Raw genomic sequence first — 22,793 nt, 5'->3', positions numbered from 1 at the left:
CGATGCCCTGCGTGACGCACGACGACGCTCCGCCGCTGGCGGACCTCATGCCGTGGTCCGTCGCACCGCCGCGGCTCGGCCGGGGGTGGCCGGCGGGCCCCGACGCGGGGTCCCTGAAGGCCCGTTGGAACGCCCTGCTGGCCGCGCAGGGGCCCGAGCGCGAGGCGCTGTTCCGGCCGACGCGCGCCCGTACGCCGCACACCCCGGTCGCACAGCTGCCGGGAGGCGGCGGTGGCACCGAGCGGCTCGCCCGCGCCTCGGGGCCGTGCCCCGAGCCGGTGCGGGTGCTGCGCGCCCCCTTCGACGAGCAGTGGCTGATCCCCGACCACCGCCTGATCGACGCGGCCCGGCCCGAGCTGTGGCGGGTGGCGGACGAACGGCAGACGTTCGTCGTGGAGACGCCGGCCCCCACCGGTGCGCCGGGCCTGCCGCTGCTCGCGACCCCGCACGTGCCGCTGCTGCGCCCCGGCCGGATCCGGCCGCTGTACCGCAGGCCCCGGGGCGCCGAACCGAACCTGGCCCCCGGCCTGACGGCACACCTGGCGGCCCGACTCGGCGGGGCGGTCGACGCGACGGACGTGCTGGCCTGGATCCTCGCCGTGGCGCGGCCGGGGCCGAACGGGCCGGTGGTTCCGCTCACCGCCGACGCCGACGCGTGGGCGACCGGGGTGGGGACGGGCCGCCGGATGCTGTGGCTGATGCGCCGCGACGGCGAGCGGCCCAAGCTGCCCGGCGGGCGCCGCCCCTACGTCCGGGCCCCGCTGCCGGCCCGGCCGGTGACCCTGGACTACGACCGCGACGAGGAGGCCCTGCTCCTCGACGAGGGCCGGATCGCGCCGGTGCCGCCCGAGGCGTGGGACTTCGAGACGGGCGGGGAGCGGGTGCTGGAGCAGTGGTTCGCCGCGCGCACGGATGCCGGCGAGCCCGGCACCCTGGACGCCGTCCGCCCGGCGGCCTGGCCGCAGCAGTGGACGTCGGAGCTGCTGGAGCTGATCACGGTGCTGACCCTGCTCGCCGAACTGGGCCCCGCCCGGGCCGCGTTGAGCGACGCCCCGCTGCCCGACCCGGTCGGCCGGTCCGCACTGCGCGCGGCGGGCGTCCTGCCGGTCCCGTCCGCCACCCGCCGGCCCGCCTCGGTGCTGGACACGCAGGAGGAGGGCCCGGAGGGCCAGCTGGCCCTGCTCTGACCCCGCGTCACCGACCGGGGTCACGATCCCGGGTCGAACCCGTCGAGCACCCGGCCCAGCATCCGCTCGAACATCGCCTCCATGTCGACCGCCCCGGCACTCCCGGCGATCCCCGCGGCCAGGCGCGGGTACGCACCGGTGGCCAGCCGGCCGGCCAGGTAGGCGGCCCGCGCGGCGTTCTCCTGCTCCTCGGTCCAGGGCAGCGAGCGGCTGCGCTCGGCGGTCGCGAGCTCGTTGGTGACGTACAGGGTGACCACGGCGTTCAGCATCGCGATGAGTTCCATCCGCGTGCTGTGGGACACCGGCAGCGGTTCCAGGCAGGCCAGGCAGTGCTCCACGAGACGCAGGGAGTTGGGGCTGAAGCCGTGGACCGGTGACATCAGCCGCGGCAGCCAGGGGTGGCGGTGCATCAGCGCCCGCGTCCGGTGGGCCACCCGCAGCATGTCGGCGCGCCAGTCACCCGTGGGTTCGGACAGCTCGTGCTCGCCGGCGGCCGCGTCGACCATCAGCTCGTGGAGGTCGTCCTTGCGGGGGACGTAGTTGTACAGCGACATGGTGCCGCAGCCCAGTTCGGCGGCGACCCGGCGCTGACCCGCGACGAGGAGGCCGCCGGCCAGCTGGGCGGCGCGACCTTCCTGCTGCCGTTGCTCTCCAGCGCGTACATCCCCACCGAGGGGCTGCCGGGCGGGCTGCGCACGGTGGCGGAGTGGAATCCGGTCAGCGCGGTGGCGACGGCGCTGCGGGACCTGTTCGGCAACGCCCCGGTGCCCGCGGACGCCGCGTGGCCGGTGGCGCACCCCGTGGCCGGGTCACTGCTGTGGTGCGCGGTGCTGCTCGCCGTGTTCGCACCGCTGGCCGTGCGGCAGTACGGGCACGGCGAGCGGTGAGGTCCGGGCGGGACCTGGCGGGGCGGTCGGCGGGCCCCCGGCCGGCTGCCGGGTGGGGTCGGGGGCTCCGGGAGGGGACGTGCCCGCGCATGGCGCACCGGGCCGGTGTGCCGCGCGCGTGGGGTGGCGTGCTCCGGGGCGCTGCCGCGCCGGGGGCGGCGGACCGCCCGGGCGCGCGGGGCCTAACGGCCGCCGAAGAGCGTGCGGCGCAGCCTGCGCAGCGGCGCGAAGAGCGAGACGCGGCTGGTGCGGGCCCGGACACCGCGGGCACCGCGGTCGTGCGCGGGCTCACGCGCGGTGAGCTCACGCATCAGTGACGTCGCCTCGGCCGTCTCCCGCTGGGGGACCGCCGGTCCCGACAGCACCGCGAGATGGCGGTCGAGGCGCGAACTGGTCGCGCTGCTCCCGCAGGTGATCGCAGGGACCCTGGCCCTGCTGCGCACTGTTATCTGTTCCATGTCACTCCCCACCCGTACGAGTCCACCCGGCCCGGGCAGGGTAACCCTATCGCCCCGTACCGGCACACGTGTATCGCGCCCACGGGATTCACCTTCCCCGCAAGGGGGTTGACGAACACTCGGCGATTACTCTCCGAATCCGACCGTTTTCAGGGCGAGTTGGACGATGGGCTGCGCAGTGGGTTGCGGAGAGCCGCCGTCCGGTTCGACGGTTACGGCGAGTGACGTCGCGGAGGTCTCCAGATCGGAGGCGACCAGGGGCGTGTCGCCTTCGAAGAGGCCCAGCGAGCGCGGTGGTGCGCCGGGGCGCATGAGCCAGAGCTGACGCACACGTCCGTTCGGCGGGTCGTCGTAGCCGCCGAGGGTGACGACCGCGCTCGCCGTCGATGCGGAGGCGATCACTCCGATGGTGCGGCCGTCCGCGTCGCGTCCGCTGCCCGCGCGCGCGTCCGGTGCCGACAGAACGTGGGCGATCTCACGTGACCGATCGCGTTCCGCGGCCAGTTCGTCCTGGGTGCGGTGCGCCTGGACGGCGAACAGCGAGGCGACGACCAGCGCCGCCGCGGCGGTCGCCGTGGCGAACGGCACAAACAGCGGCACCCGGCGGGGTCCGCGATCGCGCGGCGGCGGTTCGGCGCCCCACACGTGCGGCGGCAGTTGCGGCGCCCGCGCGCGGGCCGCGTCCGGGGGCGGCGGGTCCTGCGGGGTGGTCCGTACGGCGGCCAGCACCCGGTCGCGCAGGGCGGCCGGCGGCGGGGCGGCGGTGGACCAGGCGAGGCGGACGGCGTCCTCGGCGAGGTCGCGCACCTCGGCCCGGCAGCGCCCGCAGCCGCGCAGGTGCCGTTCGAAGCGGACCCGTTCCGCGGGCTCCAGGGCGTCGAGCGCGTAGGGAGCGGCCAGCGAGTGCACGTCGCCGCGGCGCCCCAGCCGGTCGAACAGGCTCATACGGCGCCTCCCAGGCAGTCGCGCAGCCGGGTCAGACCGTCGCGCATACGGGTCTTGACCGTGCCCAGCGGCAGCGAGAGCCGCTCCGCCACCTCACGGTAGGTGTAGCCGTCGTAGTAGGCGAGGGTGACCGACTGCCGCTGGAGGGCGGTCAGCCGGTCCAGGCAGCGCCGCACCCACTCGCGTTCGAGGCCGGCCTCCACCTCCTCGGCGACCTGGTCGAAGGCCGGGCCGTTGCCGCGCCGGGCCTCCCGCTCCTCGCGTTCCCCCGCGGCGCGGGCACTGCGCACCCGGTCGACGGCGCGGCGGTGGGCCAGGGTGAGGACCCAGGACAGCGCGCTGCCCCGGGCGGGGTCGAACCGCGCGGCGGACCGCCACAGTTCGAGCAGCACCTCCTGGGCCACCTCCTCGGACTGGGCGGGGTCGCGCACCACGCGCCGCACCAGTCCGAACACCGGCCCGGACACCAGTCCGTACAGGTCCTCGAATGCCTTCTGGTCGCCTCCCGCCACGCGCACCAGAAGCTCGTCCGCCTCCACCAGCCACCTACCCCCCTCTCCAGGGCCCCGCCGGGCCACCCTGCCGCACGAGGCATGCGCAGCGAGCGCGCCTCCGGATGGGAACTACGGATCACCGGGCCGAAAACGCGGGTCGGGCGGCGAGAAATCCTACGGCCGGTCCGGCCGGACGGCAGCGGCCCGGACCGGTCTCGTGGAAACCCGACCAATCCGCTCCCGCAACCGCTCCGAATTCCGTTGCGTCAGAGGCAAGTCGGCACGGAGGACGGACGGCATGACACCTATCTCGAGCACCGCCGCGGGACACAGGGGCCTCGCGACCCTGATCTGTGGCGCACTGGCCGCCGGCGGGCTCGCCGCCGCCGGGGCGACCGCCCTGGAACCGCGGCCGGCCGGCGCCTCCAGTCACCGCGAGGCCCCGCTGATCTCGGGCACCCCGCAGTACGACAACACGGATCTGTACGCCTTCGTCAGCCCCGACAAGCCGGACACCACCACGATCATCGCCAACTGGATCCCGTTCGAGGAGCCCGCCGGCGGGCCGAACTTCTTCACGTTCGCCGAGGACGCCCAGTACGACATCCACATCGACAACAACGGGGACGCGCAGGGCGAACTGCTGTTCCGCTACACGTTCACGACCCACACGAAGAACGACAAGTCGTTCCTCTACAACACCGGTCCGGTCACCAGCCTCGACGACCAGGATCTCAACATCACGCAGACCTACGACATCGAGCTGCTGAAGCTGAAGGACCAGCACGCCGTGTCCCGCACGAAGATCGCCGACGACGTGCCGGTCGCGCCGTCGAACGTCGGCAAGGCGTCCATGCCGGACTACGACGCCCTGCGCAAGGAGGCCGTGCACGAACTGGCGGGCGGGGCCACGACGTTCGCCGGTCAGGCCGACGACCCGTTCTTCCTCGACCTGCGCGTCTTCGATCTGCTGTACGGCGGGAACCTCTCCGAGGTCGGCAACGACACCCTCAAGGGCTACAACGTCAACTCCCTGGCGCTCCAGGTCCCCACCGACATGATCACCGAGTCGGCGGACCAGCCCGTCGTCGGCGTCTGGTCGACCACCCAGCGCAAGAACGCCGCCGGGGACTTCGTCCAGGTGTCCCGGCTGGGCAGCCCGCTGGTCAACGAGGTCGTCAACCCCCTGAAGGACAAGGACACCTTCAACGCGTCGGGGCCGTGGGACGACGCGCAGTTCCTGAAGAACGTCACCGAACCGGAACTGCCGAAGCTGATCGAGGGGATCTACCGGATCGAGGCCCCCGCCGAGCCGCGCGACGACCTCGTCGACGTGTTCCTCAAGGGCGTGGAGGGACTGAACCGGCCGCCGCACGTGACGCCGTCGGAGATGCTGCGCCTCAACACGTCGGTCGAGCCGGCCGCCAAGCCGAAGCGGCTGGGCGTCCTGGACGGCGACAACGCGGGCTTCCCCAACGGGCGGCGGCTGACGGACGACGTGATCGACGCCTCGCTCCAGGTCGTCGAGGGCGAACTCGTCGGCGCGAAGAACGACCTGGGGGACGCGGTCGACGCCAACGACAAGGAGTTCGGCGACACCTTCCCCTACCTGGCGAACCCGACGGAGGGCTCGCGCGGCCCGCTCGCGAAGGGCGTGGACAGCGGCAACGACGTCCGCAACCAGCTCGGTGACGCCCTGCGCCCGGCGGGCGCCGCGGGTTCCGACGACACCACCCTGATCGCCGCCTCCGCGGGTGCGGGCGCGGGCGGCATCCTGCTGATCGGCGTGGCCCTGATGTGGTGGCGCCGGATGCGCGGCCGGGCGTACTGACCCGCCCCCGGGCGGCCGGGAGCACTCCCCCGCCCCACCGACAGGCGCGGCCCGTCCCCTCCCTTCCCCTGCGGCACGGGCCGCGCCGCCGACTCCGGCACCCGAGCGGGTGACGCACGACCGAGGAGAGGCATGCCTCCGGCAACGAACGACAACACCCGGCACGATGCCGCCGGCCGGCACGGCGGGAACGGCGAGAAGGGCGAGAGCGGCGGGAACGGCGCGCTCGGCCAGAACGGCGGGAAGGGCGCGAACGGCGGGAACGGTGCGCACGACGGGTCCGGCAGGAACGGGAGCCCGCCGGAGACCGGCCCCGGTCCAAAGCCCGCCCCAAAGCCCGCCCCGGAGCCCGCCCCGGGACCCGCCCCGGGGCCCGCCCCCGGTGCCGACGGCGCAGCCGGCACCGGGAACGCCACCCCCGCCACCCCCGCCACCCCTGCCACCCGCCGGATCGCGGCACTCCGGCGCTTCGCCGCCGCCGGGCGGCGGGCGCGTAGGGTGCACATGGCGTCCTGTGCCGTGCTGCTGGCGGTCGCCATGACCGCCGGGGCCGTCGCCGTCGGGGGTCGGCCGGACGGGACGCGGGCCGGGGCGGACGCCGCGCCCGCGGCCGGGGCGCTCGCCCCCGGACTGCTCACCGGGGGCGACCTCGACGCGGGGATCCGCTCGCTGCGGGCCCATCTGCGGGCCCAGCCCCGGGACCACCGCTCGTGGGCCACCCTCGGCCTCGCCCATGTCGAGCAGGCGCGGACCACGGGCGACCCCTCGCACTACCCGCGGGCCGAACGGGCCCTCACCCGCTCGCTCGCCCTCGCCCCCGGCAACGAACCGGCCCTGGCCGGACGCGCCGCGCTCGCCGCCGCCCGGCACGACTTCACGGGCGCCCTGCGGTACGCGGACCGGGTCCTGGCGCAGAACCCGTACAGCGAACGGGCCCTGTGCTCCCGGATCGACGCCCTGGTCGAGCTCGGCCGGTACGACGAGGCCGCCGAGGCCGCCACCACCGCGGACGCCCGGCGTCCCGGGGTGCCGGTCTTCACGCGGTACGCGTACGTCCACGAGCTGCGCGGCGACACCGCGACCGCCCGCACGGTGCTGGAGCGGGCCCTGGCCGGCGCGGCGTCGCGCGCGGACGTGGCGTACGTGGCGACCGCGCTCGGCCAACTGGCATGGAACCAGGGCGAGTACGACCGGGCCTTGGGCCACTTCGGCCGGGCCCTGGCCGCCGACGACACCCACCTGCCCGCGCTGGAGGGCCGGGCCAGGGCCCTGGCGGCGAGCGGTGACCGGGCGGGCGCCGTCAGCACCCTGGAGGCGGTCGTCGCGCGCTCCCCGCTGCCCGGACCGCTGGTCGCCCTCGGCGAGCTGTACGAGGTCCGCGGCGCCGACGGTGACCGGGCGCGGGCCCGGGAGCAGTACGCCCTGGTGGACGCCTGGACCGCGCTCGCTCGCGCGGGCGGCGTCCACGCCGACCTGGACACCGCGCTGGCCGCCGCCGACCACGGCGACGCCGGTGAGGCGCTGCGCTCCGCCCGCGCGGAGTGGGCGCGGCGGCACAGCGTGCACACCGCGGACGCCCTGGCCTGGGCGCTCTACCGGACGGGCCGCGCCGAGGAGGCCCTGCCCCACGCCCGCCGCGCCACCGCCACCGGTCACCGCAACGCCGCCTTCCTGTACCACCGCGGCATGATCGAACGGGCCGTCGGCGACGACCGGGCCGCGCACGCCTCCCTCACCGCCGCCCTGCGCCTGAACCCCGGGTTCTCGCCCCTCGGCGCGCGGGACGCGAGGGCGGCGCTGAGGGAACTGGAGGCCGCACGGTGACCGGCCTCCGTTCGCTCGCCGCCGGTGCGGCCGTCCTGACCGCCGCGTGCGGGCTCGTCCTGGTCCCGGCCCCGCCGGCGGACGCGCACCCGCTGGGCAACTTCACCGTCAACCGCTACGACGGACTGGTCGCCGCGCCGGGTGAACTGCGGGTGCGTCACGTCGAGGACCTCGCCGAGATCCCGGCCACGCAGGCCGGCGGGGACATCGAGCGGCGGGGCGGCCCGAACGCCTGGGCCCGGGACCGCTGCGCGGAGGCCGCCCGGGACAGCGAGGTCCGTGTCGACGGACGCGCGGTGCCGCTCGGCGTGGACGGCAGCCGGGCCGAGGTGCGGCCCGGGCAGGCGGGGCTGGGCACCCTGCGCGTGGAGTGCCGGCTCACCGCTCCGCTGCCCGAGGAGGGCCCCGTGCGCGTCGGTTTCCGCGCGGCGGGCGCCTCCGCGGGGCCCGGCTGGCGGGAGATCACCGCGCGCGGTGACCGTATGACGCTGGCCGCCTCGGACGTGCCGCGCGCCTCCTCGTCGCGCGAGCTGACCCGCTACCCCCAGGACCGGCTGGACGCCCCGCCCGACGCCCGCACCGCCGAGCTGCGGATCCGCCCGGGCGGTCCGGCGCTCGCCGAGCGGGAGGCGGACGCCCCGGCCGGCTCCGTCCTGCCGCGCGGCGCCGACCGGTGGACCCGGGCCCTGGACGACCTGGTGGCCCGGAACGACCTCACCGCCGGTTTCGCCGCCCTGGCTCTGCTGATCGCCGTCGTCCTGGGCGCCCTGCACGCACTCGCCCCGGGGCACGGCAAGACGCTGATGGCGGCGACGGCGGCGGCCCGCGGCGGCCGGGCCCGGCTGCGGGACGTACTGCCGATGGCCGCCTCGGTGACGGTCACCCACACGCTGGGGGTGGTGGCGCTGGGGCTGCTGGTCGCGGGCGGTTCGGCGGCCGCGCCCTCGGTGGTCGCCTGGCTGGGTGTGGCCAGCGGAGTCCTGGTCACCGTGGCGGGCGCGGCCCTGCTGCGCCGCGCGCTGCGCCACCGCGACGGCCGGCACCCGCACGCGCACGGTCACTCCCATGAGCACCACCACTCTCACGAGCACGCCCACTCCCCCGGCCACGCCCCCCACCCCCACCACCGGCACCACGGCCACCCTCACCATCACGATCACGATCACGGCAAGGCTCCCGCCCACCCGGCCGACCCCGATGACCCCCACGGCACCCCCGGCCCCTCGCACCCGCACGCCGTCGTGCACACCCACGGCGGACGGACCCACGCCCACCCGACGGCGCCCACCCTCCGCGGCACGATCCTGCTCGGTTTCGCGGGCGGGCTGGTGCCGAGCCCGTCCGCCGTGGTGGTGCTGGTCGGGGCCGCCGCACTCGGCCAGGCGTGGTTCGGGCTGCTGCTGGTCGTCGCCTACGGCGCCGGGCTGGCCCTCACCCTCACCGCGGCCGGGTACGCCGTGGTCAGGGCGGGCAGCGGCATGGCCCGGCTGCTGGACCGCCGGCCCCGCTGGACGGCCGGCCCGGTGGTCGGCCTGCTCCGCCGGAGCGCGCCGCTGGGATCGGCCGTCGTCGTGGTCGTCGTGGGGGCCGGATTGGTGTTCAGGGGGGCGGCATCCGCCCTCGGCTGAGCTACTTTCATGAGGAAACGCAGCATTCGCCCGATGCGAAGGGGGCGCCGTGTCCGACGGACCGGGCAGTGAGCGGGTGATCGCGGGCCGGTACCGGCTGCAGGGGCGGCTGGGCGAGGGCGGTATGGGAACGGTGTGGCGGGCCCGGGACGAGGTGCTGCACCGCGAGGTCGCCGTCAAGGAGGTGCGCGCCCCGGCCGGGTTGCCGGCCGGGGACGTCGAGCGGCTGTACGCCCGGCTGGAACGGGAGGCGTGGGCGGCGGCCCGGATCGCCGACCGCGGCGTGGTGACGGTGTACGACGTCGCGACGGAGGGCGGGCGGCCGTGGATCGTGATGGAGCTGGTCCGCGGGCTGTCCCTGGCGGAGGTGCTGGAGGCCGAGGGACCTCTCCCCCCGGCACGCGCCGCCCGGATCGGGGCGGAGGTGCTGGCCGCGCTGCGGGCCGCGCACGCGGCCGGTGTGCTGCACCGGGACGTGAAGCCCGCCAACGTGCTGCTCTCGAACGACGACCGCATCGTGCTCACCGACTTCGGCATCGCGACCGTGGAGGGCAGTTCGGCGCTGACGATGACCGGTGAAGTCGTCGGATCGCCCGAGTTCCTCGCTCCGGAACGGGCGCTGGGCCGCACGCCGGGCCCCGAGTCGGACCTGTGGTCGCTCGGCGTGCTGCTGTACGCGGCCGTCGAGGGTGCTCACCGTTCCGGCGGGACACCCCGCTGAGCACGCTGCGCGCGATCGTGGACGAGGAGGTGCCGCCGCCGCGCCGGGCGGGGCCGCTGGGTCCGGTCGTCGAGGGCCTGTTGCGCAAGGATCCGGCGGAGCGGCTGCCGGCCGGACGGGCGGAGGCGGACCTGCGCGAGATCGCCGCCGGGCGCAGGCCGCCGCCCGGGGAGGGCGGTCCGTCGGCGTACGCGCCGACCCTGACGACCGCTCACCCGCAGCCGTCCAGGCCCGGACCGCCGGGCGCCGGTCCGGTGCCCGCCGCGACGGCGGGCCTGCCCGCGGGCGCGCCGCCCGGGACGACGACGGCCGCGGCGACGGCCCGGCCCCGGCGCGACCGGCGGGCCGTGACCGTGCTGGTGGCCGGGGTGACCGTGCTGGCGCTGGCGCTGGCCGGACTGCTGTACGGGCTGCTGAACAGCGGGGGCGACGACGGCTCGGCGGGCGTGGACGGCAAGGGGACCGGGCTCACCGCGACCGGCCGGACCGGCGACGAGGCGGAGGACCGGGATGAGGGGCGCACAGGGCGCGAGGGGGACGACGACGGCACGGAGGATGCCGGCGGTACGGCCACGTCGGGCGGGGAGAGCCGAGGGGAGCGGACGACGGCCCCGGCGCAGTCGGTGCACGTGACGGTGGCGGGGGCGCGCACCGAGTACGCCGGCGCGTGTCCGCCGCCGCGGGAGGGGGCGCCCGCGTTCACGGCGACGTTCACGGTGGGGCGGTTGCCGGCGGAGGTGTCCTACCGGTGGGTGGCCGAGGACGGTTCGGTGACCGACCCGGGCTGGCGGACGCTGTCGTTCCCGGCGGGCGGCGGGACCGAGAAGCGGGACACGGTGGTGGTGACGACGTACGCGGGGGCGGGGACGTTCGCGAGCCGGATCGGGGTGGAGGTGCGGGAACCGGTGCGCGTGACGTCCGGCTCGGTGCCGTTCTCCGTGACGTGCGAGACGGAGACCCCGCCGGGCGGGGCCTCCTCCTCTCCTTCCCGTCCTTCCGGTGCTTCCGGTGCTTCCGGTGCTTCCGGTGCTTCCGGTCAGGTGCCTGCTCGCTGACGCGCCGAGGGCGCGGAGGGGTCAGACCGCGTTGGCCAGGACCGGGAGGTAGCCGCCGGACTGACCGGCTGCCTTCGGGTGGTACGAGTTGCCGATGTTGAGCCAGTCGACGCTGTGCAGCCAGGAGTTGCCGGAGCAGATCTCATGGCCGGCGAAGGTGGTGCGCACGTCGCCGAAGGTGAACCCGTGGGCGCCGGCGCGCTGGGCGAGCGCGGCGGCGAGGTGGTCGGCGGCGCCGTTGATCGCCTTCCGCTTCGTCTCGGACAGGCCGATGCAGGTGGTGCCGAGCTGGTAGAAGCGGGGGTAGCCGAGCACCACGACGTGCGCGTTGGGGGCCCGGGTGCGGATGGCGGTGTAGACGCTGTCCAGCTTGCCGGGCAGCGTCGAGTCGACGTACGCCTTCGCGGTGGCGATCCGCGAGAGGCAGGAGCTGTCGGACTGGAGCACACAGGTCGTCATGACGTCGGCGAAGCCGGCGTCGTTGCCGCCGATGCTGATGGAGACCAGTGAGGTGGTGGCGCTGAGAGGGCCGAGCTGCCCGGACAGAACATCACCCGTTCGAGCGCCCGAGCAGGCCACGAAGTCGAAGGACGAGGGTGAGTTGGCGGCCTGCCAGAGGTACGGGTAGGCCTTCGTGCTGCGCTTGCAGTCGCCGCTGCCGGAGATGTAGCTGCCGGCTCCGACACCGGAGGAGTAGGAGTCGCCGAGGGCCACGTAGCCCCCGTTCGCCGCCTGTGGGGACGCCTGGGCCGCAGCCGCACCGGTGAGGGCGGTGGCGAGGGCGAGGAGGAACGCGCTCAGAATGAGCACAAGTCGGGAACGTCTCATGGAACCTCCCTTTAGCAGGATCTCTGCCGCAACCGTCGTACCAACTACGCGTGTTGACAGGAAGTGTCCATGTCAAGATTGGGACGCTCTTTCCCGCATCTCCCGAACCTGCCGGACTTCTTCACGAGATGTTCGACGTTTGACGAACGCAGCCCGGCGGGGCCGGCGCTGCGCACGCGGGCGCGGCGCACGCACAGGGGGCGCGCGGCGGAGGCGGCGCACGGCGCAGGGGGCGCGCGGCGCAGGGGGCGCGCGGCAGAGGGGGCGGGGCCAAGGATGCGCGGGGTCGGCCGGCACCTCGGCGCACCCGCCGCACGACGTGCACCCGTTCAATCCGGAACGAAATTCGGCCCGAGGGACTTACGGCTCTTGACGCCCCCAACGGGGTGCGCCACATTGAAGCCCGGCATCCGACACCTAGGGGGGCAAAGTCGGCCATGCAGACATCCGCATCGGGGCGCGATGTGTGCACAGGGGCCAAACCGGTATCAAGGTGAGGCCGTATGCGCGGTCTTGCCATTCGGGTTCAAGCGTCCATACCGTCTTAACCGTCATACATCTCACCCGCATCGGTCCGTCAGTACGCGGCTTCAGGGGAGGGCTCGGAACCGCGACGAACCGGCGCGGGGCGCGGTAGGGGGGTGCCGTGCTCGGGAGCGCCAGCGTGACCGGGCCGTGCCGCGCGGTCGGCGGCCGTATGTCCGCAGCCGGCCAGATCTGCCAGCTCACCCGGCGTGCACGGAGCTCCGTTCCGTCGTGCCGTGTGTGAAAACCCCCCTTTCGAACCGGAAGTAAAGCCGGGCCGCCCGAGGGGCGGGCGGTCCACCGGACGAGAGGGACCAAACTCATGAGCTCCGTTCTGCCGCCGGCGACCGCGGACCAGAATCCGCCGCCCGCCGGCAAGTACCGGCCCGTCTCCTCGCACCTGGCGATCGCACCGCCGGTGAGCGTGGTGATCCCGGCCATGAACGAGGCGGAGAACCTGCCGTACGTCTTCAAGACGCTTCCGGACTGGATCCACGAAGTGGTCCTGGTCGACGGCAACTCCACCGACGACACCGTCGAGGTCGCCCGCGGGCTGTGGCCCGGCGTGAAGGTCGTCGCCCAGCGCGGCAAGGGCAAGGGCGACGCCCTGAACGCCGGGTTCCAGGCGTGCACCGGCGACATCATCGTGATGGTCGACGCGGACGGCTCGGCCGACGGCAACGAGATCGTGTCCTACGTCTCCGCCCTCGTCTCGGGCGCGGACTTCGCCAAGGGGTCGCGCTTCGCCAACGGCGGCGGCACCGACGACATGACCTTCATCCGCAAGCTGGGCAACCGCGTGCTGTGCGCCGTCGTCAACCGCAAGTTCGGCGCCCGGTACACCGACCTCTGCTACGGCTACAACGCGTTCTGGAGGCACTGCCTGGACAAGATCGACCTCGACTGCACCGGGTTCGAGGTCGAGACCCTGATGAACATCCGGGTCGTCAAGGCGGGCCTGAAGGTGCAGGAGATACCCAGCTACGAGTACCTCCGCATCCACGGCACCAGCAACCTGAGAGCCGTGCGGGACGGGTTCCGGGTGCTCGGGGTCATCCTCGGGGAGCGGTCCAACCGGCGGGCCCTGCGCCGTCGCACGCACGACTCGCCGGTGGCCGGCGCGGTCCGGGGGAAGGTGTCTTGAGCGGACCCGGCACCCCGGACGTCTCGGTCGTGATCTGCGCCTACACCGAGGACCGCTGGACGGACGTCCTCGCGGCCGTCGCCTCGGTGCGGGCGCAGTCACGGCCGGCCCGGGAGACCCTGCTGGTCGTGGACCACAACCAGGTCCTCCTGGACCGTCTGGAGAAGGAGTTCAAGGAGACCGAGGAGGTGCGGGTGCTCGCCAACGCGGGCCCCCGCGGCCTGTCCGCCGGCCGCAACACCGGCATCGCCGCGGCGCGCGGTGAGGTCGTCGCCTTTCTCGACGACGACGCCGTCGCCGAACGCGACTGGCTCCGGCACTTCGCCGAGGCGTACGCCGACCCGCGCGTGATGGCGGTCGGCGGGCGCACCGAACCGCTGTGGGCGTCCGGGCGGCGCCCGGCCTGGTTCCCGGAGGAGTTCGACTGGGTGGTGGGCTGCACGTACCGCGGCCTGCCGCCCGGGCGGGTCCGGGTGCGCAACGTCCTCGGCGGCAACGCCTCCTTCCGGCGCACCGCGTTCGACGCGGCGGGCGGCTTCGCCACCGGCATCGGGCGGGACGGCGACCAGCTCCCCCTCGGCGGGGAGGAGACGGAGCTGTGCATCCGCCTGAGCCGGGCCCGGCCCGACGCCGTCCTGCTGATCGACGACCGGGCGGTGATCCACCACCGGGTGCCCGAAGTCCGGGAGAACTTCCGCTACTTCCGCACCCGCACCTACGCCGAGGGACTGTCGAAGGCACTGGTGGCGCGCAGCGTCGGCGCCGCCAAGGGGCTGGAGTCGGAACGCCGTTACACCACGCGGGTCCTGCCGGCCGGGGTCGTGCGGGGCCTGCGCGACGCCCTGCTGGCCCGGCCCGGCGGCGCCGGACGCGCGGGGGCGATCGTCGCCGGGGTCCTCACGGCGGCGGGCGGCTACCTGGTGGGCAGCCTGCGGGCCCGGCGCGACGGGGTCACCTTCTCGGTGGTCCCGGTCGCGGCGGCGCCGGCGGACGGCGCCGCCGGGCGAGGGGGCCACTCGTGACCGACCTCCGCGTGCCGATCCTGATGTACCACGCGGTCGCCACCGACCCGCACCCGAGCACCCGGGCCCTGTCCGTCACCCCGGAGGCGTTCGCCGGGCAGATGGCGCTCATCGCCGAGCGGGGCCTCACACCGGTCGGCACCGCCGACCTGGCGGCGCACTGGCGTGCCGGACGCCCGCTGCCCCGCCGGCCGGTCCTGATCACCTTCGACGACGGCTACGAGGGGGTGCACCGGCACGCCCTGCCGGTGCTCGCGCGGCACGGCTTCTCCGCCACCCTGTTCGTCACCACCGGCTGGCTGCGCGGCCCGCACGACACCGGGGAGGCCCTGGACCGGATGCTCGACTGGGGCCAGGTGCGGGAGCTGGCCGACGCGGGCGTCGAGATCGGCGGACACACCCACAGCCATCCGCAGCTCGACCAGCTCGACGACCGGCGGCTGCGCACCGAGCTGATCCACAGCAAGGAGATCCTCTCCGACCGGCTCGGCCGGCCGCCCGTCTCGTTCGCCTACCCCTACGGCTACTCCAGCCGCCGGGTCCGGCAGGCGGTGCGGGAGACGGGGTACGCCCAGGCGCTCGCGGTCGGCAACGGCCTCGCCCGGCGCGCGCAGGGCCCGTACGCCCTGCGCCGCGTCACGGTGCGCCGGTCGACGGACGCGGCCGAGTTCGCACGGCTGCTCGACGGCCGGGCCCTGACCCGCGTCTTCGCCCGTGACCGCGCCCTGACCAAGGGCTACGCGGTGGTCCGGCGCGCCCGCCGCGCCGGACAGCTGCTGAAGCCCGCCCCGGCCCGCGCGCCGGACGGGGCCCGTGCCGAGCGGGCTCCGTGACGGGACGGGACAGGACGGAGCGGGACAGGAGGGGACGGGACGGGGCGGGTGACGGAACGCGCCCCGCCCCGCCCACCGCCGCCCCGCCCGCGCCCACCGCGGGCGGGACGGTGCGGCACACGGGCAGGACGGTGCGGCGGGGCGGGCGGGCGGGGCCGGGCGGGAAATCGGGTGCGTCCCCGGCGCCTCGTGCCGGATCATGTCGGCATGCCTGCGCACCCGCACGACGCACCGCCGATCCAGCTCTACGTCGACAGCGACTGCCCGACCGACGTCGTCAACGCGCTGTTCCTCGACCGGTTCCGCACCGGTGAGCAGCCCCATTCGCGCGGCGTCAGCATCGACCGCGTGCGCTCCGCCGCGAGCCTGCTGCCCCCCGGCGCCCGCCTGCTGCGGGCCGTCCGCGAGGAGAACCGCGCCGCCACCCTGGCCGAGGGCGACGGCTGGACCCTGCTCGTCTCCCGCTGGAAGCGCGGCGCCGACGTCACCGTGACCGCGACCACCGGCGAACTGGCCGCGAAGGTCCTGGACGAGGCGACCGACGGCGCGGCGGACGAGCAGGAGCCCCGGCCGGACAACGTCCCCATGGGCTTCTGGTACTCCTCCCCGACCCGCGGCCCGCACCGCACCACCCGGCAGATCACGGCCGGCAGCTGGGAGGAGGTCCGGCCCAACTACACCCGTCCGGTGGCGGACGCCATGGACCGGCTGATGAAGACCACGCCACAGGACATCTCCGGCCGGCTCCTGCTGCTGCACGGCCCGCCGGGCACCGGCAAGACCTCCGCCCTGCGCACCCTGGCCCGGTCCTGGCAGGACTGGTGCCAGGTGGACTGCGTGCTGGACCCGGAGCGGCTGTTCACCGACGTCGGCTACCTCATGGACATCGCCATCGGCGAGGAGGACGAGGAGGGCAACGACCGCTGGCGGCTGCTGCTCCTGGAGGACTGCGACGAACTGATCCGCGGCGAGGCCAAGCAGGCGGCCGGCCAGGCCCTGTCCCGGCTGCTGAACCTCACCGACGGCCTGCTCGGCCAGGGCCGCAACGTCCTGGTCGGGGTGACCACCAACGAGGACCTGGAGCGCCTCCACCCGGCCGTCGTCCGCCCGGGACGCTGCCTGGCCCGGATCGAGGTGGGACCGCTGACCCGGGCCGAGGCGGTCGACTGGCTGGGCCGCGAGGAGGGCATCGGCCGCGAGGGCGCCACGCTGGCCGAGCTGTACGCGCTGCGCCGCGGCACCTCCCCCACCGCCCTGCCCGAGCCGCGCGCGACCGCGGACGCCGGGCTGTACCTCTGAGCACCCCCGGCCGGCCGGAGGCCGACGGCCGAACGGGGCACGACCCCGGCCGGCCGGCGCCTGTCGGGCGGCGCCCCCGCGGGGCTCCGGCCGGGGCGTGCCGGGGTACGGGCCGCTGAGCGGGCCGGACGGGCCGGCCGGTGGTCTGATGGCCGTATGACCGTGTTCGTCGGGACGTCGGGCTGGCAGTACCGGGACTGGCGTGACGTGCTGTACCCGCCGGGACTGCCGGTGCGGCTCTGGCTGGAGGAGTACGCCGCCCGGTTCGCCACCGTCGAGGTCAACAACGCCTTCTACCGGCTGCCGTCCAGGGAGACCTTCGCGTCGTGGCGGGAACGCACCCCGCCCGGCTTCGTGGTCGCGGTGAAGGCCAGCCGCTACCTCACCCACATCAAGCGGCTGAAGGACCCCGAGGAGCCGGTCGAGCGGCTGATGGGCCGCGCGGAGGGGCTCGGCGACCGGCTCGGCCCGGTCCTCCTCCAGCTGCCGCCCAGCCTGCAGGCCGACCCGGCCCTCCTGGACGCCTGCCTGCGCCGCTTCCCCGCCGCGCAGCGGATCGCCGTCGAACCGCGGCACGCGTCCTGGTGGACGCCCGCGGTGCGCGGCGTCCTGGAGGCCCGCGGCGCCGCCCTGTGCTGGGCCGACGTCCTGGGCCGCCCGGCGACCCCGCTGTGGCGCACGGCCGACTGGGGGTATGTCCGCTTCCACCAGGGCCGGGCCCGGGCGTGGCCGCACTACGGGCGCCGGTCGCTGCGGACCTGGGCCGAACGCGTCGCGGAAACCTGGCCCGGCGGCCGGACCGTGTACGCCTACTTCAACAACGACCCGAACGCCGCGGCGGTCGGCGACGCGGCCCTCTTCGCCCGCACGGCGCGGGCGGCCGGACTCGACGTCACCCGCACCCCCCGGCTCCCCGCACCCGCCTGACCCGGTGCGGGAGGCGGGCACGCCGTCGGCTCACGTGCCGTAGGCCGCCCGCAGGGCGTCCCGGACCGCGGCGAGGGCGTCCGCCTCGTCCAGGCCCAGACGGCGCGCGCGCTCGGCGTACGCCTGCGCCGCGGCCGCGGCCTCCCGCTCGGCCGCCGATCCCGCGGCGGCGACCAGGGTGCCGTTGCGTCCCCGGGTCTCGATCACCCCGTCCGCCTCCAGGGCGCGGTACGCCTTGGCCACCGTGTTCGCGGCGAGACCGAGGGTCTGAGCCAGCCCGCGCACGGTCGGCAGCCGGTAGCCCACGGGCAGCGCTCCGGACCGGGCCTGCTCGGAGATCTGCGCCCGTACCTGCTCGTACGGCGGCGCACTGTCGTCGATATGGATCTTCAGGCTCACGGCCCGATTGTCCCGCACCCGGTCCGCGCGGTCGAAAAGGAGAGGCGTCCGGCGGTCCGCCCGGCATAGCGTGCGCCTCCATGACCGTCATCGTGCGCGATCTGCGACCGGAGGTCCGGGCGGACGCCGAGGGGTTCTCCCGCGTCCGCCGCCTCGCCGTCCCCTTCATGCTGTCCACCCCGGAGTCCGTCCTCCACCACCTGCGCCACTCCCACCCCGACGCCCACTTCGGCCAGCTCGTCGCCGAGGTCGACGGCGAGATCGTCGGCACGACGCAGCTCAGCGTGGCCCACGACAGCCCCGAGCCCGGCCAGGGCTCCGCCAACGTCTACGTGCACCCGGAGAGGACCGGGCAGGGCGCCGGTTCGCTGCTGCTGCGCACCGCCGAGGAGCGGCTGGGCTCGCTGGGCGTCCGGAAGGTCTTCAGCTGGGTGCCGGACGAACCGGGCAACCGCGCCTTCGCCGAACGGCACGGCTACCGCGCCGGGCGTTCCGCCTACTTCCTGCGCCTGGAGCTGGGGAACGGCACCCTCCCCCCGCTCGCCGACCCCCCGCCCGGCGTCGAACTGCGCACCGGAGCCGACTTCGCGGACGACCCGCGCCCGCTGTTCGAGCTGGACGCCGAGGTCACGGCGGACGAGCCGGGGGATGTCGCCTCGGAGCTCTCCGACTACGCGGCCTGGCTGGCGGACACCTGGCGGCACCCCCTGCTCGACCTGCGGCTGACCACGGTCGCGGTGGTCGACGGCCGTCCCGCGGCCTTCACCGCCGCGTACACCGACGGGGAGGGCCGGTACGGCACCGCCATGACCGGCACCGCCCGGGACCACCGGGGGCGGGGCCTCGCCAAGCTGATCAAGAACACGTCCCTGCACCGGGCCCGGGCCGCCGGGTGCACGGAGGCGTTCACCGGCAACGACACCGGCAACGAGCCGATGATCGCCGTCAACAAGTGGTTCGGTTACGACATCTGCGCGACGGAGGTGCGGTATGTCCGCGAGCTCGGCTGACCCCGGCCCGGCCGCCCGGCTGGAGGTCGTCCTCGTCAAGGCGGGCCGCACGAAGATCCGCTACCCGGCGCGGCTGCTCCACGACGACGGCACCCGGATCACCGTGCGCGCGCCCTGGGCGGGCGACGGCGTGCGCGACTTCGGCTTCGTCCGCTTCGAGCCCGGCGACGTCTTCACCGAGCACTTCTGGCGCGACCGGTGGTACGCGGTGAAGGAGGTGCGCACGTCGGAGGGTGTGCTGAAGGGGCACTACTGCGATGTCACCCGGCCCGCCGTGCGGTCCGGCGGCGAACTGGTCGTGGAGGACCTCGACCTGGACCTGTGGCGCTCCGCGGACGGCGGGGAGGTGCTGCGGCTGGACGAGGACGAGTTCGCCGCGAGCGGCCTCGCGACGGCGGACCCGCAGGCGGCCGCCGCGGCCACGCGGGCGCTGGACGAGCTGGAGTCGCTGGCCCGCGGCACCGACGGCTTCGCCGGTCTGCTGGTGTGACCCGTTCCGCCGCCGGCCCGGCCCCCGGCGAACGGCCCCGGCGGACAGCCCCGGCGGACGGGCTCCGGTCCGGCGCCCGGGACGCCAGGGCCGGGTCGTCCGACAGCCGCTCCAGGCGGACCCGGCCGGTGAGCGGGGCGAGGAGCGCGGTGAGCCGGTCCGCCGGTATGCCGGCCGGGGCGACCGTGCCCCACACCCCCTCGACGAGGACCAGCCGGCCGCCGGGGCGCAGCAGTCCCCGCCAGTGCCGCAGGGCCCTGCCCGGTTCCGGCAGCGTCCACAGCACGTGGCGGACCAGGACCACGTCGAAGCGCTGCTCCCCGACCGGCGGCGCCGCCGCGTCGCCGGTCGGGGAACACCGCGTCGCGTCCGGCCAGCTTCTCCCTGGCCAGGCCGACCATGGCCGGGGAGCGGTCCACGCCGGTCATCCGGTGCCCCTGCTCGGCGGCGAGCAGCGCCAGGCTGCCGGTGCCGCAGCCGAGGTCCAGCACGTCGCCCGGCCGGCCGGGGAGCCAGGCGCGCAGCCGGGCCGCCCAGGCCGCGCGGACGGCGGGATCGCGCAGTCCGTGGTCGGGTTCGTCGTCGAAGGCGGCGGCGAGCGCGTCCCCGTCGGCGCCCTCCGTACCCGTCGTGCCCGTACCCGCCGCCCCCGTCGTACCCGTCCTACCTGCCCTACCCGTTGTGCTCGCTCCGTCACTGTCGTGGCTCATGCGCTCCAGGGTGACACCCGCCACTGACACCGCCGGGGTGACCGGGGCCACAGACAGACCGGGACCGATGAGGAACTCTCCCCCGAAAGGTCTGCCCCGTGGGACCGCGGAACCCGGCGGACCGGAGGAGGCAGCCATGCGCCGCACCACCGTGCAGAAGCCCCTGAAGAAGACCGGCACCCGCCGCACCGGCGAGGAGACCGACGAGCGCCCCGCCGGGCGTCCGGAGATCCGCAAGGACATCGCCCGGACCTGGTGGCCCGAGGACTGACCGGAACGGATGTTCCCGGACCGCGTACCTGAGCGCAGCCTGAGCACTTCCTTAACGGGGCCATAAGGATCACCCCGGACGGCTTTCACCGGACGATTTCCCGGTTCCGTGGGGCTAGCTTCTGAGCCATCCCCCACGGGATCCCCTCCCCAAGTCCTGTGATCGTTCCGAGGAGTTGTGCCCCATGCCCGCACGCCGCAAGGCCGCTGTCGCCGTCGTCGGTATCGTCCCGCTCGCCCTGGCCGGGCTGTCCGCCGCGCCCGCGTCCGCGCACGGCTCGATGGGCGACCCGGTGAGCCGGGTCGCGCAGTGCTACGCCGAGGGTCCGGAGAGCCCCAAGTCGGACGCCTGCAAGGCCGCGGTCGCGGCGGGCGGCACCCAGGCGCTCTACGACTGGAACGGCGTCCGCATCGGCGACGCGGCCGGACGCCACCAGGAACTCATCCCGGACGGCAAGCTGTGCAGCGCCGGCGACCCGGCGTTCAAGGGGCTCGACCTGGCCCGCGCCGACTGGCCCGCGACGAGCGTGGGCAGCGGCTCGTACACGTTCAAGTACCGGGTGACGGCCCCGCACAAGGGCACCTTCAAGGTGTACATCACCAAGCCCGGTTACGACCCGTCCAAGCCGCTGGCCTGGGGTGACCTCGACCTGGCGAACCCGGTCGCGACGGCCACCGACCCCGCCCCCTCCGGCGGCTTCTACACCTTCTCCGGCACCCTCCCGGAGCGCTCCGGCAAGCAGCTGCTGTACGCGGTGTGGCAGCGCTCGGACAGCCCGGAGGCGTTCTACTCGTGCTCGGACGTCACCTTCGGCGGCGGCAGCGGCAACGCCGGCGGCGAGGCGGCGGGCGGCGAGACCGGCGGGGACACGTCCGCCGACACGCCGAAGAAGGCGGCCGCCCCGGCCCCGGTCGCGTCCGCCCCGTCCGAGCAGCAGATCAAGGACGGCGCCGAGAAGTCGACCATCGAGAACCACGGTCACGGGGACGACGACCCGCACACCACGACGGACCCGACGCCGCCGGCCGAGGCCAGGAGCGACGACGGCGACGACGGCTCCGCCGGCAACCAGCCCAAGGCGGCGGGCGCCTCGGCGAACCTGGCGGAGACCGGCGGCGACAGCACGACCCCGTACCTGATGGTCGGCGGTGCGGCGGCGCTGGCACTCGGCTCGGCAGCGCTGTTCGCGTCCACCCGCCGGCGTGCGGCGGGCGCGCGGCACGGTCGCTGACCCGACGACCGGGGCCTGTCCGGCGGCTCAGGCCGGACAGGCCCCGTCGTGCTGTGCGCACTGGCACGTGTCAGCACGTGTCAGCTGAACACCGAGGCGCAGGTGGTCCGTTCGGCCCGCGCCGGGTCGAGGGCGTTGGCCACCTCGTGGAAGGCGATCCGGTCGACCAGGGCGATCGCCAGGTGCTCGGACAGGTCGAGCGGGCACAGGTCCTGGAGCAGGACGTTGCGCACGTCCGGACCGCTCAGGAACTGGTTGCGGTACGGGGTGAGCACCTGGTCGTACCGGGTGGCGATGACGGTGTAGCGGACTCCGGGCACGGTGTCGCCGCCCGCGTTGAGCCTGGTGAGGAAGGCGGAGCCGACGACCTGGTCGGTGAGCGCGGGGGTGGCCTTCTTCAGCAGGTCGGCCGCGCCGGGGAAGTAGGGCAGCAGGTTGGCGAGCCCGCTGAGGGTGGTGCCGTGGTTGTTGGGGGCGATCCCGACGAGGGCGTTCACCTCGGCGGCCCCGCCGAGGAACTTGAGGTAGTAGCGGGGCATCATGCCGCCCTGCGAATGGCCGACGATGTCGACCTCGTCGGCGCCGGTGGCGGCGAGCACCCGGTCGACGTAGGCGTCGAGCTGCTCCGCGGACTTCTCGACCGGGCCGAGCCCGTGGAAGAAGGGGACACCGGGGAGCTGTCCGTAGTCGAGGGAGAAGACGCAGTAGCCGCGGTGCTTCAGGTAGGGCGCGAGGCCCAGCCAGTTGTCGACGGAGTTGCCCAGGGTGCCGTGGACCAGCACGACCGGACGGGGGTGGGCGGCGGACGGCTTGCAGGAGTAGTCGTTCCAGCCGCGGTCCGGGGCGGCGGCGGTCCGGGCGGCGGGGGCGGCCTGGGCACTGGTGGCGGTGGGGACGGTGACAGCGGCGGCGGCCAGCAGGAACGCGGCCAGCGGTCTGATCACTCGCTTCCAGGGCAGCATCGGGTGATCTCCTTGCGCTCAAGGGGAGGATGCGACGGCGTGCGCCTGTGATCCGGATCACGAGGATGCTGTTCACTCATCAAGTTACGGGCGAGTAGGAAATCCTGGAGGT

General features: G+C 75.0%; 20 protein-coding genes and 2 pseudogenes. 14 read left to right on the top strand and 8 right to left on the bottom strand.

What is annotated here, in order from left to right; all coding sequences use genetic code 11:
- Positions 1 to 2 precede the first annotated feature (2 nt).
- The gene (locus ACSU53_RS25110) at positions 3 to 1,187 is read left to right on the top strand and encodes a type ISP restriction/modification enzyme (protein ID WP_437031232.1); all 1,185 of its coding nucleotides are present in this window, start codon (positions 3 to 5) and stop codon (positions 1,185 to 1,187) included.
- 20 nt (positions 1,188 to 1,207) lie between these two features.
- Here the strand turns inward: ACSU53_RS25110 and ACSU53_RS25105 are convergent, their stop codons facing one another.
- The 4 genes from ACSU53_RS25105 to ACSU53_RS25090 form a co-directional block, all read right to left on the bottom strand.
- Positions 1,208 to 1,900: a TetR/AcrR family transcriptional regulator gene (locus ACSU53_RS25105; RefSeq protein ID WP_437033394.1), complete on the bottom strand. Its 693-nt coding sequence runs from the start codon at positions 1,898 to 1,900 to the stop codon at positions 1,208 to 1,210.
- 356 nt (positions 1,901 to 2,256) lie between these two features.
- Entirely contained in the window at positions 2,257 to 2,532 is a 276-nt protein-coding gene (locus tag ACSU53_RS25100) for a hypothetical protein (protein WP_437031230.1), read from the bottom strand.
- 126 nt (positions 2,533 to 2,658) lie between these two features.
- Positions 2,659 to 3,477, bottom strand: a complete 819-nt coding sequence (locus ACSU53_RS25095; RefSeq protein WP_437031228.1) for an anti-sigma factor — start codon at positions 3,475 to 3,477, stop codon at positions 2,659 to 2,661.
- The gene (locus ACSU53_RS25090) at positions 3,474 to 4,016 is read right to left on the bottom strand and encodes a sigma-70 family RNA polymerase sigma factor (RefSeq protein WP_164337729.1); all 543 of its coding nucleotides are present in this window, start codon (positions 4,014 to 4,016) and stop codon (positions 3,474 to 3,476) included. Before ACSU53_RS25090 ends, ACSU53_RS25095 begins: the two co-directional genes overlap by 4 nt.
- A gap of 253 nt (positions 4,017 to 4,269) precedes the next feature.
- Between ACSU53_RS25090 and ACSU53_RS25085 the strand changes: the two genes are divergently transcribed.
- The 4 genes and pseudogenes from ACSU53_RS25085 (at position 4,270) to ACSU53_RS25070 (ending at position 11,030) form a co-directional block, all read left to right on the top strand.
- Positions 4,270 to 5,802 (top strand): DUF4331 domain-containing protein, encoded by a 1,533-nt coding sequence (locus ACSU53_RS25085; RefSeq protein WP_437031226.1) that lies wholly within the window; start codon positions 4,270 to 4,272, stop codon positions 5,800 to 5,802.
- Between the two features lie 450 nt (positions 5,803 to 6,252).
- Positions 6,253 to 7,626: a tetratricopeptide repeat protein gene (locus ACSU53_RS25080; RefSeq protein ID WP_437033393.1), complete on the top strand. Its 1,374-nt coding sequence runs from the start codon at positions 6,253 to 6,255 to the stop codon at positions 7,624 to 7,626.
- Positions 7,623 to 9,254, top strand: a complete 1,632-nt coding sequence (locus tag ACSU53_RS25075; protein ID WP_437031225.1) for a nickel transporter — start codon at positions 7,623 to 7,625, stop codon at positions 9,252 to 9,254. Before ACSU53_RS25080 ends, ACSU53_RS25075 begins: the two co-directional genes overlap by 4 nt.
- A 76-nt stretch (positions 9,255 to 9,330) precedes the next feature.
- A pseudogene (locus tag ACSU53_RS25070) lies at positions 9,331 to 11,030 on the top strand (serine/threonine-protein kinase).
- Positions 11,031 to 11,051: 21 nt separating this feature from the next.
- On the opposite strand, the gene ACSU53_RS25065 reads toward ACSU53_RS25070, so the two are convergent.
- Entirely contained in the window at positions 11,052 to 11,858 is an 807-nt protein-coding gene (locus ACSU53_RS25065) for an SGNH/GDSL hydrolase family protein (protein ID WP_437031223.1), read from the bottom strand.
- 847 nt (positions 11,859 to 12,705) lie between these two features.
- On the opposite strand from ACSU53_RS25065, the gene ACSU53_RS25060 reads away from it, so the two are divergent.
- From ACSU53_RS25060 to ACSU53_RS25040, 5 genes are all read left to right on the top strand, one after another.
- Positions 12,706 to 13,527: a glycosyltransferase family 2 protein gene (locus tag ACSU53_RS25060; RefSeq protein WP_437031221.1), complete on the top strand. Its 822-nt coding sequence runs from the start codon at positions 12,706 to 12,708 to the stop codon at positions 13,525 to 13,527.
- Positions 13,524 to 14,549, top strand: a complete 1,026-nt coding sequence (locus ACSU53_RS25055) for a glycosyltransferase (protein WP_437031218.1) — start codon at positions 13,524 to 13,526, stop codon at positions 14,547 to 14,549. Before ACSU53_RS25060 ends, ACSU53_RS25055 begins: the two co-directional genes overlap by 4 nt.
- Positions 14,546 to 15,382, top strand: a complete 837-nt coding sequence (locus ACSU53_RS25050) for a polysaccharide deacetylase family protein (protein WP_437031217.1) — start codon at positions 14,546 to 14,548, stop codon at positions 15,380 to 15,382. The genes ACSU53_RS25055 and ACSU53_RS25050 overlap by 4 nt, the downstream gene beginning before the upstream one ends.
- 207 nt (positions 15,383 to 15,589) lie before the next feature.
- Positions 15,590 to 16,681: a DUF5925 domain-containing protein gene (locus ACSU53_RS25045; protein WP_437031215.1), complete on the top strand. Its 1,092-nt coding sequence runs from the start codon at positions 15,590 to 15,592 to the stop codon at positions 16,679 to 16,681.
- A 156-nt stretch (positions 16,682 to 16,837) separates the two neighbouring features.
- Entirely contained in the window at positions 16,838 to 17,608 is a 771-nt protein-coding gene (locus ACSU53_RS25040) for a DUF72 domain-containing protein (RefSeq protein ID WP_437031213.1), read from the top strand.
- A gap of 30 nt (positions 17,609 to 17,638) precedes the next feature.
- Here the strand turns inward: ACSU53_RS25040 and ACSU53_RS25035 are convergent, their stop codons facing one another.
- The gene (locus ACSU53_RS25035) at positions 17,639 to 18,007 is read right to left on the bottom strand and encodes a GntR family transcriptional regulator (RefSeq protein ID WP_437031211.1); all 369 of its coding nucleotides are present in this window, start codon (positions 18,005 to 18,007) and stop codon (positions 17,639 to 17,641) included.
- Between the two features lie 80 nt (positions 18,008 to 18,087).
- Here ACSU53_RS25035 and ACSU53_RS25030 point away from each other — a divergent pair, with 80 nt between their 5' ends.
- Together ACSU53_RS25030 and ACSU53_RS25025 are read left to right on the top strand one after the other, a co-directional pair.
- Entirely contained in the window at positions 18,088 to 19,017 is a 930-nt protein-coding gene (locus ACSU53_RS25030) for a GNAT family N-acetyltransferase (protein WP_437031209.1), read from the top strand.
- Entirely contained in the window at positions 18,998 to 19,507 is a 510-nt protein-coding gene (locus tag ACSU53_RS25025) for a DUF402 domain-containing protein (RefSeq protein ID WP_437031207.1), read from the top strand. Before ACSU53_RS25030 ends, ACSU53_RS25025 begins: the two co-directional genes overlap by 20 nt.
- A gap of 76 nt (positions 19,508 to 19,583) precedes the next feature.
- Here ACSU53_RS25025 and ACSU53_RS25020 read toward each other — a convergent pair.
- Positions 19,584 to 20,217, bottom strand: a pseudogene (locus ACSU53_RS25020) (class I SAM-dependent methyltransferase); the annotation flags it as partial.
- A gap of 136 nt (positions 20,218 to 20,353) precedes the next feature.
- On the opposite strand from ACSU53_RS25020, the gene ACSU53_RS25015 reads away from it, so the two are divergent.
- Both ACSU53_RS25015 and ACSU53_RS25010 read left to right on the top strand, forming a co-directional pair.
- On the top strand, positions 20,354 to 20,488 hold the full coding sequence (locus tag ACSU53_RS25015) for a hypothetical protein (protein WP_437031205.1): 135 nt from the start codon (positions 20,354 to 20,356) through the stop codon (positions 20,486 to 20,488).
- 184 nt (positions 20,489 to 20,672) lie between these two features.
- On the top strand, positions 20,673 to 21,719 hold the full coding sequence (locus ACSU53_RS25010; RefSeq protein ID WP_437031203.1) for a lytic polysaccharide monooxygenase auxiliary activity family 9 protein: 1,047 nt from the start codon (positions 20,673 to 20,675) through the stop codon (positions 21,717 to 21,719).
- An 80-nt stretch (positions 21,720 to 21,799) separates the two neighbouring features.
- Here the strand turns inward: ACSU53_RS25010 and ACSU53_RS25005 are convergent, their stop codons facing one another.
- Positions 21,800 to 22,681, bottom strand: a complete 882-nt coding sequence (locus ACSU53_RS25005) for an esterase/lipase family protein (RefSeq protein WP_437031201.1) — start codon at positions 22,679 to 22,681, stop codon at positions 21,800 to 21,802.
- Positions 22,682 to 22,793: the final 112 nt, after the last annotated feature.

It is taken from the genome of Streptomyces sp. enrichment culture (assembly GCF_964273255.1).
Taxonomy (GTDB): Bacteria; Actinomycetota; Actinomycetes; order Streptomycetales; family Streptomycetaceae; genus Streptomyces.
This window is presented reverse-complemented; position numbering and strand designations above follow the sequence as displayed.